Annotated in this window: 8 protein-coding genes and 1 tRNA gene; all 9 read left to right on the top strand. The window is 69.3% G+C overall.

The features are described 5' to 3' along the window. The first annotated feature begins 267 nt into the window (after window positions 1-267). The 9 genes from dnaA (at window position 268) to ACLJT4_RS05075 (ending at window position 13,065) form a co-directional block, all read left to right on the top strand. Window positions 268-2,142 carry a chromosomal replication initiator protein DnaA gene (gene dnaA, locus ACLJT4_RS05115; RefSeq protein ID WP_078486660.1) on the top strand — a complete coding sequence of 625 codons (1,875 nt, stop codon included), beginning with the start codon at window positions 268-270 and terminating at the stop codon, window positions 2,140-2,142. A gap of 1,006 nt (window positions 2,143-3,148) precedes the next feature. After that, window positions 3,149-4,279 carry a DNA polymerase III subunit beta gene (gene dnaN, locus ACLJT4_RS05110; RefSeq protein ID WP_016571629.1) on the top strand — a complete coding sequence of 377 codons (1,131 nt, stop codon included), beginning with the start codon at window positions 3,149-3,151 and terminating at the stop codon, window positions 4,277-4,279. Between the two features lie 173 nt (window positions 4,280-4,452). Beyond that, window positions 4,453-5,331 (top strand): phosphogluconate dehydrogenase (NAD(+)-dependent, decarboxylating), encoded by an 879-nt coding sequence (gene gnd, locus ACLJT4_RS05105; protein WP_016571628.1) that lies wholly within the window; start codon window positions 4,453-4,455, stop codon window positions 5,329-5,331. Between the two features lie 41 nt (window positions 5,332-5,372). After that, window positions 5,373-6,509, top strand: coding sequence for a DNA replication/repair protein RecF (gene recF / locus ACLJT4_RS05100; RefSeq protein ID WP_411121186.1), 1,137 nt, complete (start codon window positions 5,373-5,375; stop codon window positions 6,507-6,509). Beyond that, on the top strand, window positions 6,506-7,039 hold the full coding sequence (locus ACLJT4_RS05095; protein ID WP_411121185.1) for a DUF721 domain-containing protein: 534 nt from the start codon (window positions 6,506-6,508) through the stop codon (window positions 7,037-7,039). Before recF ends, ACLJT4_RS05095 begins: the two co-directional genes overlap by 4 nt. Before the next feature lie 409 nt (window positions 7,040-7,448). Beyond that, window positions 7,449-9,503, top strand: coding sequence for a DNA topoisomerase (ATP-hydrolyzing) subunit B (gene gyrB, locus ACLJT4_RS05090; protein ID WP_411121184.1), 2,055 nt, complete (start codon window positions 7,449-7,451; stop codon window positions 9,501-9,503). Between the two features lie 50 nt (window positions 9,504-9,553). Further along, the gene (gene gyrA, locus ACLJT4_RS05085) at window positions 9,554-12,178 is read left to right on the top strand and encodes a DNA gyrase subunit A (RefSeq protein ID WP_411121183.1); all 2,625 of its coding nucleotides are present in this window, start codon (window positions 9,554-9,556) and stop codon (window positions 12,176-12,178) included. A gap of 15 nt (window positions 12,179-12,193) precedes the next feature. After that, the gene (locus tag ACLJT4_RS05080) at window positions 12,194-12,892 is read left to right on the top strand and encodes a DUF3566 domain-containing protein (RefSeq protein WP_411121181.1); all 699 of its coding nucleotides are present in this window, start codon (window positions 12,194-12,196) and stop codon (window positions 12,890-12,892) included. Window positions 12,893-12,991: 99 nt separating this feature from the next. Then, window positions 12,992-13,065: transfer RNA gene (locus ACLJT4_RS05075), tRNA-Ile, on the top strand. Window positions 13,066-13,198 lie beyond the last annotated feature (133 nt).

Below are 13,198 nucleotides of genomic sequence, written 5' to 3'. Positions count from 1 at the left end.
ACGCTCACGAGAGCGCGATCTTTGCCCATCGGAGGCAGGCGGCAGCAGCCATCGACAACTCGACCTGGTCACGGTACGCGGGGCTACGCCATTCGGTCAAACCAGCTCCGGAACGGTGCGGAGAGCCCCCGCCAGGACACACTATGCACAGCCTGTGGACAACAACTTGAATCCCCAGGCCCGCCCTGACTACCGTGGCTGAACTCCATTTCCTTCCCGCCCGTCCTGAGAATCACACATTCGTGGGACTGTGAGAGAGCGTGCTCTGTGGCTGACGTACCTGCCGATCTTGCCGCAGTGTGGCCACGCGTACTCGATCACCTCCTGCGGTCCGAGGCCGACGGCCTCAAGCCCAAGGACCAGGACTGGCTCAAGCGGACCCAGCCGCTGGCGCTGGTCGCGGACACCGCGCTGCTCGCCGTGCCGAACGAGTTCGCGAAGGGCGTGCTCGAGGGTCGGCTGGCGCCGTTGATCGGTGAGGCACTCAGCCACGAGTGCGGACGGCCGATCCGGATCGCGATCACCGTCGACGACTCCTCCGAGGAGCCCCCGGCCCCGCAGCCCGCACCGCACCAGCAGCACGCCCCGCACCAACAGCCTCACCAACAGCCGCAGCACGAGGCGTACGACGGCTACGACGGGCGCCACGACTCACGCCAGGGCTACGGGCACCAGGGCGACGACCTGCCCAGTGTCCGTCCCGCCTACCCCGACTACCCGCAGCACCGGCACGAGCCCGGTGCGTGGCCGCAGCACTCCCGCACCGACGCGGTCGGCCCCCGCGAGGAGTACGGCTGGCAGCAACAGCACCTCGGCGGCTACCCCGACCGCGAGACGTCCACGGAGCAGTGGCGCGAGCCGTACGGTTCGCCGCCCGCCCATCTCCAGCAGCACCAGAACGACTACCGCTCGCAGGGTCCGGACCGCGGCGGTCCGCGGCCCTCGGACGGCCCGCGGTCCCCTTATGAGCAGCAGCGCCGCGACCACTCCGAGCTTCCGCCGCCGGGGCCCGGTGGTCGGCCGGGCGGTCCCGGTTCGCTGCCGGCGCCCAGTGGCGCGCCCGGCCCGCTCGCCGCGCAGCCCGCGCCGGCCACCGGCCCCGGCGAACCGACCGCGCGGCTGAACCCGAAGTACCTCTTCGACACCTTCGTGATCGGCGCTTCCAACCGCTTCGCGCACGCCGCGGCGGTCGCGGTCGCCGAGGCGCCGGCCAAGGCGTACAACCCGCTCTTCATCTACGGGGAGTCGGGGCTGGGCAAGACCCACCTGCTGCACGCCATCGGGCACTACGCCCGAAGCCTCTATCCGGGCACCCGGGTGCGGTACGTCAGCTCCGAGGAGTTCACCAACGAGTTCATCAACTCCATCCGCGACGGCAAGGCGGACGCGTTCCGCAAGCGCTACCGGGACATGGACATCCTGCTCGTCGACGACATCCAGTTCCTGGCGAGCAAGGAGTCGACGCAGGAGGAGTTCTTCCACACCTTCAACACCCTGCACAACGCGAACAAGCAGATCGTGCTCTCCAGTGACCGGCCGCCGAAGCAGCTGGTCACCCTGGAGGACCGGCTGCGCAACCGCTTCGAGTGGGGATTGATCACGGACGTCCAGCCGCCGGAGCTGGAGACCCGGATCGCGATCCTCCGCAAGAAGGCGGTACAGGAGCAGCTGAACGCGCCGCCGGAGGTCCTGGAGTTCATCGCGTCCCGGATCTCGCGGAACATCCGCGAGCTGGAGGGCGCGCTGATCCGGGTCACCGCGTTCGCGTCGCTGAACCGGCAGCCGGTGGACCTGGGGCTCACCGAGATCGTGTTGAAGGACCTGATCCCCGGCGGTGAGGACACCGCGCCGGAGATCACCGCGACCGCGATCATGGCCTCGACCGCCGACTACTTCGGGCTGACCGTGGACGACCTGTGCGGCTCCTCGCGCAGCCGGGTGCTGGTGACGGCCCGCCAGATCGCGATGTATCTGTGCCGGGAGCTCACCGACCTGTCGTTGCCGAAGATCGGCGCGCAGTTCGGCGGCCGCGACCACACCACCGTGATGCACGCCGACCGCAAGATCCGCGCGCTGATGGCCGAGCGGCGCTCCATCTACAACCAGGTCACCGAGCTGACCAACCGCATCAAGAACGGCTGACGGGCGGCCTGCCGCAGACCGCCACCGCCACCAGGGCGCCCCGGGACCCGCTCCCGGGGCGCCCTTCGTCGTGGTGTCGCCGTACAGGACCGAAGGGGACGGGGAGGCGCCCGAGGGCGCTGGAGGGCACTGGAGGGCACTGCCGCAGGCGGTGTGACGGCGTCGTGCGGCGGTTCGCGAGCCGGTCGACAGGCCAGGCGCCGGGGTTCGCGGCCCCTCCGCCGCCGTCCCAAACCTGTGGAGCGCGTCAGCTCTGTTCGATTCCTGGCCAGGTCACGGCTTCTCTCCACAGATTGGGCAAGAATCTTCCGTCCACAACCTGGGGAGGGGAAAGTTATCCCTGTGGGATCCACAGGCCGGCCTGCTGACGGATCATCGGACGAGGTCAACCGGCTGTGGATTTGTGGCCAACCGTAATCCACAGCCTGTGGACAGAGTTTTCGTCCACAGGGGCCGCGCGGACTTGTCCACCGGCTACCCACAGGTCAGGGGCCGTTGTCCCCAGCGATCCCCAGCTTCTCCACACCGCTGTCCACTGTTCGGCAACGCAACACCCCCTCTCACCGCGCCGAGTGAAAGCGGTCACACCAAGGTGGTGGGTTGGGCTGTGGGGAACGTGGGTATTCCTGGGGACGGCACTGGGGAGAAGTCCCCTGCCTCTGTGCATGGGGTGTGCAGAACTTCGCGCAGTCCACAGCCGGAGCCGCTTATCCACGGCTTCCACCCACAGGCACGGTGGACAAAAAATCGGTGCTGACCTGCGCAAAGCCAGTTGTCCACGGTTTCCACAGGCCCTACTACTACGACCACGGATATCTACCGGGGAATTCGTTCGGAACCGGGCCCTGTGCACAACTCGTCTCCGGAGCGCGCCGCTCCCACCGAGCCGACTTGACCCCGAGCCGCACCGACCATCGACGGCGTGCGTCAGACTGGTCTCCGGCAACTCAGCCGACGACGAAGAGCCAGCAGGGCGAGAGCCAGCAACAGCAGGAGGCGGTTTCCGGTGAAGATCCGGGTGGAGCGCGATGTACTCGCGGAGGCAGTGGCCTGGGCGGCCAAGAGCCTCCCGGCCCGTCCGCCGGTGCCCGTCCTCGCGGGCCTGCTGCTGAAGGCGGACAACGGCGCACTGAGCCTCTCCGGCTTCGACTACGAGGTCTCGGCGCGGGTCTCGGTCGATGCCGACGTGGAAGAGGAGGGCACCGTCCTCGTCTCCGGCCGGCTGCTCGCCGACATCTGCCGCGCGCTCCCCAACCGCCCGGTGGAGATTTCCACCGACGGTGTACGGGTGACCGTGGTCTGCGGCTCCTCCCGCTTCACCCTCCACACCCTGCCTGTGGAGGAGTACCCGGCCCTGCCGACGATGCCCACCGCCACCGGCACCGTCTCCGCCGAGGTCTTCGCGGCCGCCGCCGCCCAGGTGGCCATCGCCGCCGGCCGTGACGACACGCTCCCCGTGCTCACCGGTGTGCGGATCGAGATCGAGGGCGACACCGTCACCCTGGCCTCCACCGACCGCTACCGCTTCGCGGTCCGCGAGTTCCTGTGGAAGCCGGAGAACCCGGACACCTCCTCGGTCGCCCTGGTCCCGGCCAAGACCCTGCTGGACACCGCCAAGTCCCTGAGCAGCGGCGACACCGTCACCCTGGCGCTCTCCGGCTCCGGCCAGGGCGAGGGCCTGATCGGCTTCGAGGGCGCCGGCCGGCGGACCACGACCCGTCTGCTCGAAGGCGACCTGCCGAAGTACCGCACGCTCTTCCCCACGGAGTTCAACTCCGTCGCGGTGATCGAGACCGCGCCCTTCGTCGAGGCCGTCAAGCGCGTGGCGCTGGTCGCCGAGCGGAACACCCCGGTGCGGCTGAGCTTCGAGCAGGGCGTGCTGATCCTGGAGGCCGGCTCCAGCGACGATGCACAGGCTGTGGAAAGGGTCGACGCCGACCTGGACGGCGACGACATCTCGATCGCCTTCAACCCGGGCTTCCTCCTGGAGGGCCTGTCGGCCATCGACTCCCCGGTTGCCCAGCTGGCGTTCACCACGTCGACGAAGCCGGCGCTGCTCAGCGGCCGCCCGGCCAAGGACGCGGAGGCCGATGACGCCTACAAGTACCTGATCATGCCGGTCCGCCTCTCGGGCTGACACCGGCGGACGGCCCTCGTGTCGAGCGGGCCCCGGCCGTGCGCCGGGGCCCTTGCGACGACTGGCTGACGCGGCCCTGATGAGCGGCTGAGCCCACAGCTGTGCACGGGGCCTCGGGCGTAGGCTCGGGCTCGGGTACGAACAGCAACGACTATGTGCAAAGAGGGTCTGTGATGGAGCTCGGTCTCGTCGGTCTCGGCAAGATGGGCGGCAACATGCGCGAGCGCATTCGCCGCGCCGGCCACACCGTCATCGGATACGACCGCAACCCCGACCTGGCCGACGTGGACAGCCTCAAGGCCCTCGTGGACGGCCTCAAGGGCCCGCGGGTGGTCTGGGTCATGGTCCCGGCCGGCGCCGCCACCCAGTCGACCATCGACGAACTGGCCGAGCTGCTCTCGCCCGGCGACCTCGTCGTGGACGGCGGCAACTCCCGGTGGACCGAGGACGAGAAGCACGCCGAGGAGCTGGCGGCCAAGGGCATCGGCTTCGTGGACTGCGGCGTCTCGGGCGGCGTCTGGGGCCTGGAGAACGGCTACGCGCTGATGTACGGCGGCGACAAGGAGAACGTCGCCAAGGTGCAGCCGATCTTCGACGCTCTCAAGCCCGAAGGTGACTTCGGCTCGGTGCACGCCGGCAAGGTCGGCGCGGGTCACTTCGCGAAGATGGTCCACAACGGCATCGAGTACGCGATGATGCAGGCCTACGCCGAGGGCTGGGAGCTGCTGGAGAAGGTCGACTCGGTCACCGACGTGCGCGAGGTCTTCCGGTCCTGGCAGGAGGGCACGGTCATCCGTTCCTGGCTGCTGGACCTGGCGGTCAACGCCCTCGACGACGACGAGCACCTGGACAAGCTGCGGGGCTACGCCGAGGACTCCGGCGAGGGCCGCTGGACGGTCGAGGCCGCGATCGACAACGCCGTGCCGCTGCCGGCGATCACGGCGTCGCTCTTCGCGCGCTTCGCGTCCCGCCAGGACGACTCCCCGCAGATGAAGATGATCGCCGCGCTGCGCAACCAGTTCGGTGGCCACGCGGTCGAGAACAAGAAGTAAGCACAACCGGCTCAGCAGCCGGGGGAGGTCGGCGCGTAGTCATGCACGTATCGCACCTGTCGCTCGCCGACTTCCGCTCGTACGCCCGGGTCGAGGTCCCGCTCGACCCGGGCGTCACGGCGTTCGTGGGGCCCAACGGGCAGGGCAAGACGAATCTGGTCGAGGCGGTCGGCTACCTCGCCACGCTCGGCAGCCACCGGGTCTCCTCGGATGCGCCGCTGGTGCGGATGGGGGCGGACCGCGCGATCGTCCGGGCCGCGGTCGTGCAGGGCGAACGGCAGCAGTTGGTGGAGCTGGAGCTCAATCCGGGCAAGGCCAATCGCGCCCGGATCAACAGGTCGTCGCAGGTCAGACCTCGTGATGTGCTGGGTATCGTCCGGACGGTGCTGTTCGCGCCCGAGGACCTGGCACTGGTCAAGGGCGACCCCGGCGAGCGCCGGCGGTTCCTCGACGAACTGATCACCGCCCGCTCGCCGCGGATGGCGGGCGTGCGCGCGGACTACGACCGCGTCCTCAAGCAGCGCAACACCCTGCTGAAGACGGCGGCGTTGGCACGGCGGCACGGCGGTCGGCAGATGGACCTGTCGACGCTGGACGTCTGGGACCAGCACCTGGCCCGGGCCGGCGCCGAGCTGCTGGCCCAACGGCTCGACCTGATCGCCGCGCTGCGGCCGCTGGCGGACAAGGCGTACGAGCAGTTGGCGCCGGGCGGCGGACCGCTGGGGCTGGAGTACCGCGGCTCCGCGGGCGAGGCGATGGCCGCCGCCTCGAACCGCGAGGAGCTGTACGGCGTGCTGCTGACGGCGCTCGGCGAGGCCCGCAAGAACGAGATCGAGCGCGGGGTGACCCTGGTCGGGCCGCACCGCGACGATCTGCTGTTGAGGCTGGGGCAGTTGCCGGCGAAGGGCTACGCCAGCCACGGCGAGTCCTGGTCGTACGCGCTGGCGCTGCGCCTCGCGTCGTACGAGCTGCTGCGGACCGAGGGCAACGAGCCGGTGCTCGTCCTCGACGACGTCTTCGCCGAGCTGGACGCGCGGCGCCGGGAGCGGCTGGCGGAGCTGGTGGCGCCTGGCGAGCAGGTGCTGGTGACCGCGGCGGTGGACGACGACGTGCCGGGAGTGCTGGTCGGGGCGCGGTACGCGGTCTCCGGGGGCCTTGTGGAGAAGGTGGAACGGTGACCGAGCCCCAGCCGGAGCGCCCCAAGACGCCGGAGCTGTCCGGCGTGGACCTGGCGCGTCAGGCGTTGGTCGCCGCCAAGGAGCAGGCGCGGGCCCGGGGCGCCGCCGTGCAGCAGAAGAAGCAGGCCCGGCGCGGTGGACTGCGTTCGGGCGCGCGGGCGGACGGCCGGGACCCGCTGCCGTTGGGCGCCGCGATCAACCGACTGATCACGGAACGCGGCTGGGAGACCCCGGCGGCGATCGGTGGGGTGATGGGCCGCTGGCCGCAGCTGGTGGGGCCCGAGGTGGCGCAGCACTGCGAGCCGCAGCGGTACGACGAGGAGGCCCGCGTCCTGACCGTCCAGTGCGATTCGACGGCCTGGGCGACGCAGCTGCGGCTGCTGGCCCCGACGCTGGTGGCCCGCCTCAACGAGGACCTGGGCCACGGCACGGTCAAGGTGATCAAGGTGTGGGGGCCGGGCGGTCCGGCCCGTCGGTACGGCCAGCTGCGGGCGCCGGGCAGCAAGGGGCCCGGCGACACCTACGGCTGACCCCGACCGCGCGGCGGAGCATTCCTGGGGAGGGGCGGTGTTTCACGTGAAACACCGCCCCTCTCGGGCTTTCTTGCCTGGTCGGGGGCTGTTTCACGTGAAACGGCGCTCGCCGGTACGAACCCGGTAAACACGTGTGACGCATGAGACTGCGCTCACGGTAGCCGCCGGTTGACATCCCGAAGCGCTGAGTGCCTGCGTGGGCGCCCTGAGCCCCCTTCTCGCATATGGGGAGTCGGCGGACGTCAGTTCAGGGCGGCACATGGCGACTCAGGCGCCTACAAACCCCCATGAGTGTCGGCGCTACCGGTAGACTGGTGACAATCCCGCCCACTCGCGGAACAAGTCGAACGACGAGCCGCTCCCACCTGTCCTTCGCGGGGAGATCGCAACAGGTGTGGAAGGGCTCGTGCTGTGCCAGAAAGGGCGCTTCGTGGCCGACTCCGGCGACCTCAACGAGAACAACATGGCTGCTACCGAAGAGGGGGGTTCGGCCGGCGCTGTGGGCGACTCCTCGGTGGAGAAGTCGTACGACGCCAGCGCGATCACCGTCCTTGAGGGCCTGGACGCGGTTCGCAAGCGCCCCGGCATGTACATCGGCTCAACGGGCGAGCGCGGTCTGCACCACCTCGTGCAGGAGGTCGTCGACAACTCCGTCGACGAGGCGCTGGCCGGGCACGCCGACACCATCGAGGTGACGATCCTCGCCGACGGCGGTGTCCGGGTCGTCGACAACGGCCGCGGCATCCCCGTCGGCATCGTGCCGTCCGAGAACAAGCCGGCCGTCGAGGTCGTGCTGACGGTGCTGCACGCCGGCGGCAAGTTCGGCGGCGGCGGGTACGCGGTCTCCGGTGGTCTGCACGGCGTGGGCGTGTCCGTGGTGAACGCCCTGTCGACCCGGGTCGCGGTCGAGATCTGCACGGACGGCTACCGCTGGACGCAGGAGTACAAGCAGGGCGTGCCCACCGCCCCGCTGGCCCAGCACGAGGCCACCGACAAGCACGGCACCTCGGTCACGTTCTGGGCCGACGGCGAGATCTTCGAGACCACCACGTACAGCTTCGAGACGCTGTCGCGGCGCTTCCAGGAGATGGCGTTCCTCAACAAGGGGCTGACCATCTCGCTCAAGGACGAGCGCGCGGACCACGTGGACGAGGACGGCAAGCCGCTCTCGGTGCGGTACCACTACGAGGGCGGCATCGTCGACTTCGTGAAGTACCTCAACTCCCGCAAGGGCGAGTTGGTGCACCCGACGGTGGTCTCGGTGGAGGCCGAGGACAAGGAGCGGAACCTCTCCGTCGACCTCGCGATGCAGTGGAACACCCAGTACAGCGAGGGTGTCTACAGCTTCGCGAACATCATCCACACGCACGAGGGCGGTACCCACGAGGAGGGCTTCCGCGCCGCGCTGACCGGGTTGATCAACCGCTACGCGCGCGACAAGAAGCTGCTGCGCGAGAAGGACGACAACCTCACGGGTGAGGACATCCGCGAGGGTCTGACGGCGATCATCTCGGTCAAGCTCTCCGAGCCGCAGTTCGAGGGCCAGACCAAGACCAAGCTGGGCAACACCGAGGTGAAGACCTTCGTCCAGAAGGTCGTCCACGAGCACCTCAACGACTGGCTGGACCGCAACCCCAACGAGGCCGCGGACATCATCCGCAAGGGCATCCAGGCCGCCACCGCCCGGGTCGCGGCCCGTAAGGCGCGCGACCTGACCCGCCGCAAGGGGCTGCTGGAGACGGCGTCGCTGCCCGGCAAGCTGAGCGACTGCCAGTCCAACGACCCGACCAAGTGCGAGATCTTCATCGTCGAGGGTGACTCCGCCGGTGGTTCGGCCAAGTCCGGCCGCAACCCGGAGTACCAGGCGATCCTCCCGATCCGCGGCAAGATCCTCAACGTCGAGAAGGCCAGGGTCGACAAGATCCTGCAGAACAACGAGGTCCAGGCGCTGATCTCGGCCTTCGGCACCGGGGTCCACGAGGACTTCGACATCGAGAAGCTCCGCTACCACAAGATCATCTTGATGGCGGACGCCGACGTCGACGGTCAGCACATCAACACCCTGCTGCTGACCTTCCTGTTCCGCTTCATGCGACCGCTGGTCGAGGCCGGGCACGTCTACCTCTCCCGCCCGCCGCTGTACAAGATCAAGTGGAGTCGGGACGACTTCGAGTACGCCTACTCCGACCCGGAGCGGGACGCGCTGATCGAGCGCGGCAAGCAGAACGGCAAGCGGATCCGCGAGGACTCCATCCAGCGGTTCAAGGGTCTCGGCGAGATGAACGCCGAGGAGCTGCGCGTGACGACCATGGACGCCGACCACCGGGTGCTCGGCCAGGTCTCGCTGGACGACGCGGCCCGCGCGGACGACCTGTTCTCCGTCCTCATGGGCGAGGACGTCGAGGCCCGCCGCTCGTTCATCCAGCGCAACGCCAAGGACGTCCGCTTCCTCGATATCTGAGCCCTGTCGGCCCGCACACCAGCCGCAGCTCGAAAGGACTTTGAACCACCATGGCCGACGAGAACCCCCCTGTGACCCCGGACGGCGTGACCGCCGAGGGCGCGCCCGCCACCATCGAAGGCGTCGGGATGCGCGTCGAGCCCGTCGGGCTCGAAACGGAGATGCAGCGCTCCTACCTCGACTACGCGATGTCCGTCATCGTCTCGCGTGCGCTGCCCGACGTCCGCGACGGCCTCAAGCCGGTGCACCGCCGCGTGCTCTACGCGATGTACGACGGCGGCTACCGCCCCGAGAAGGGCTTCTACAAGTGCGCCCGCGTCGTCGGCGACGTCATGGGCACGTACCACCCGCACGGTGACACCTCCATCTACGACGCGCTGGTCCGCCTGGCCCAGCCCTGGTCGATGCGGATGCCGCTGGTCGACTCCAACGGCAACTTCGGCTCCCCGGGCAACGACCCGGCCGCCGCCATGCGGTACACCGAGTGCAAGATGAAGCAGCTGTCGATGGAGATGCTCCGGGACATCGACGAGGAGACCGTCGACTTCCAGGACAACTACGACGGCCGCAACCAGGAGCCGACGGTCCTGCCGTCCCGCTTCCCCAACCTGTTGATCAACGGCTCGGCCGGCATCGCGGTCGGCATGGCCACCAACATCCCGCCGCACAACCTCCGCGAGGTCGCCGAGGGCGCGCAGTGGGCGCTGGCCCACCCGGAGGCGTCCAGCGAGGAACTGCTGGACGCGCTGATCGAGCGGGTCAAGGGCCCGGACTTCCCCACCGGTGCGCTGGTGGTGGGCCGCAAGGGCATCGAGGAGGCGTACCGCACCGGCCGCGGCTCGATCACGATGCGCGCGGTGGTGGCGGTCGAGGAGATCCAGAACCGCCAGTGCCTGGTGGTCACCGAACTCCCGTACCAGGTCAACCCGGACAACCTCGCGCAGAAGATCGCCGACCTGGTCAAGGACGGCAGGATCGGCGGCATCGCGGACGTCCGCGACGAGACCTCCTCGCGCACCGGCCAGCGGCTGGTCATCGTCCTCAAGCGGGACGCGGTCGCCAAGGTCGTCCTCAACAACCTCTACAAGCACACCGATCTGCAGACCAACTTCGGCGCGAACATGCTCGCGCTGGTCGACGGCGTGCCGCGCACCCTGTCCCTGGACGCCTTCATCCGGAACTGGGTCACGCACCAGGTCGAGGTCATCGTCCGCCGGACGAAGTTCCGGCTGCGCAAGGCCGAGGAGCGCGCCCACATCCTGCGCGGCCTGCTCAAGGCGCTGGACGCCATCGACGAGGTCATCGCGCTGATCCGGCGCAGCGACACGGTCGAGGTGGCCCGCGAGGGCCTGATGGGCCTGCTCCAGATCGACGAGATCCAGGCGAACGCGATCCTGGAGATGCAGCTCCGCCGGCTGGCGGCCCTGGAGCGGCAGAAGATCACCGCCGAGCACGACGAGCTCCAGCGGAAGATCAGCGAGTACAACGCGATCCTGGCCTCCCCCGAGCGGCAGCGCCAGATCATCAGCGAGGAACTCGCCGCGATCGTCGAGAAGTTCGGCGACGACCGGCGCAGCAAGCTGGTGCCCTTCGAGGGCGACATGTCCATCGAGGACCTGATCGCCGAGGAGGACATCGTCGTCACCATCAGCCGTGGCGGCTACGTGAAGCGGACGAAGACCGACGACTACCGCTCGCAGAAGCGCGGCGGCAAGGGCGTGCGGGGCACCAAGCTCAAGGAAGACGACATCGTCGACCACTTCTTCGTCTCCACCACCCACCACTGGCTGCTCTTCTTCACCAACAAGGGCCGGGTCTACCGCGCCAAGGCCTACGAACTCCCGGACGCCGGACGGGACGCGCGCGGCCAGCACGTGGCCAACCTCCTGGCCTTCCAGCCGGACGAGCAGATCGCGCAGATCCTGGCGATCCGCGACTACGAGGCGGCGCCCTACCTGGTCCTCGCCACCAAGGCCGGCCTGGTGAAGAAGACCCCGCTCAAGGACTACGACTCGCCCCGCTCCGGCGGCGTGATCGCGATCAACCTGCGCGAGCAGGCGGACGGCACGGACGACGAGCTGATCGGCGCCGAGCTGGTCTCCGAGACCGACGACCTGCTGCTGATCAGCAAGAAGGCCCAGTCGATCCGGTTCACCGCGACCGACGAGGCGCTGCGCCCGATGGGCCGCGCCACCTCGGGCGTGAAGGGCATGAGCTTCCGCGAGGACGACGAACTGCTCTCGCTGAACGTGGTCCGGGAGGGCACCTACGTCTTCACCGCGACCGACGGCGGCTACGCCAAGCGCACCGCGGTCGGCGAGTACCGCGTCCAGGGCCGCGGCGGCCTGGGCATCAAGGCCGCCAAGATCGTCGAGGACCGGGGTTCGCTGGTCGGGGCGCTGGTCGTCGAGGACACCGACGAGATCCTCGCGATCACGCTCGGCGGTGGCGTGATCCGTACGCGGGTCAACGAGGTCCGGGAGACCGGCCGTGACACCATGGGCGTCCAACTGATCAACCTGGGTAAGCGAGATGCCGTCGTCGGCATCGCGCGCAACGCCGAGGCCGGCCGCGAGGCCGAGGAGGTCGACGGGCCCGACGGGCCCGAGGAGACCGGTGAGGCCGAGGAGTCCGGGGCCACCGCAGCCGAGGGTGCGCAGCCCGCGGCGGAGTAACACGAGGAGTAGGTCGTGAGTGGAGCCACGGGCGCTGCGACGGGCGGAGCGGAAGTCACACAGGACTCCGCTCCGGAACCCGCAACCGAGGGGGAACGCAGCGCCCGTGGCTCCGTCGCGTCCGACGGCACCCCGGACGAGGGCGCCCATGAGGGGGGAACCGTGACCAACACCCGACAGCCGCAACCGCAGCCCCAGCCACAGAGCCGGGGCGGCCAGGAAAAGCCCCAGGGCGGCACGCAGCAGCCGTACCAGCCGCCCCAGGCGTATCCCACGGGCGGCGCGGAGACCGGAGCCGGTCAGACCGTCCGCAAGCCGCGTACGGGCGTCAGCACGGCCCCGCGGACGCGCAAGGCCCGGCTCCGGGTGGCGCGCACCGATCCCTGGTCGGTGATGAAGGTGAGCTTCCTGCTGTCGATCGCGCTGGGCATCTGCACGGTGGTGGCGGTGGCGGTCCTGTGGATGGTGATGGACGCGATGGGCGTCTTCTCCACCGTCGGCAAGACGATCAGCGAGGCGACCGGCTCCGCCGAGGGCGGTGGCTTCGATCTGCAGTCGTTCCTCTCGCTGCCGCGGGTGCTGCTGTTCACCTCGGTCATCGCGGTGATCGACGTGGTCCTGGCGACCGCGCTGGCCACCCTCGGCTCGTTCATCTACAACCTGTCGGCGGGCTTCGTGGGCGGGGTGGAGCTGACCCTCGCCGAGGACGAGTGAATGCTCGTGGCGGGCGTCTGCACCGGGCGTTCCCGAGGCTTCGGGAACCGATTTTGGGAACGCCTCTGAAGTGCGCTAATCTTCTGGTGCAGCGAGCGAGCGGCTATAGCTCAGACGGTTAGAGCGCTTCCCTGATAAGGAAGAGGCCCCAGGTTCAAGTCCTGGTAGCCGCACCGCACACACGGCCCGGCCGGAGGATTCTCCGGCCGGGCCGCTGCTTTTGGGCGCGCGCCCGGCCCGGTGGGCCCTGGGAACGGAAGACGGGGGCGATTCGTTGTGAAGGGGCGGGAGTTGAGGCCGGTTTGG

It is taken from the genome of Streptomyces sp. x-19 (assembly GCF_046549115.1).
GTDB classification, from domain to species: Bacteria; Actinomycetota; Actinomycetes; order Streptomycetales; family Streptomycetaceae; genus Streptomyces; species Streptomyces albulus_C.
This window is presented reverse-complemented; position numbering and strand designations above follow the sequence as displayed.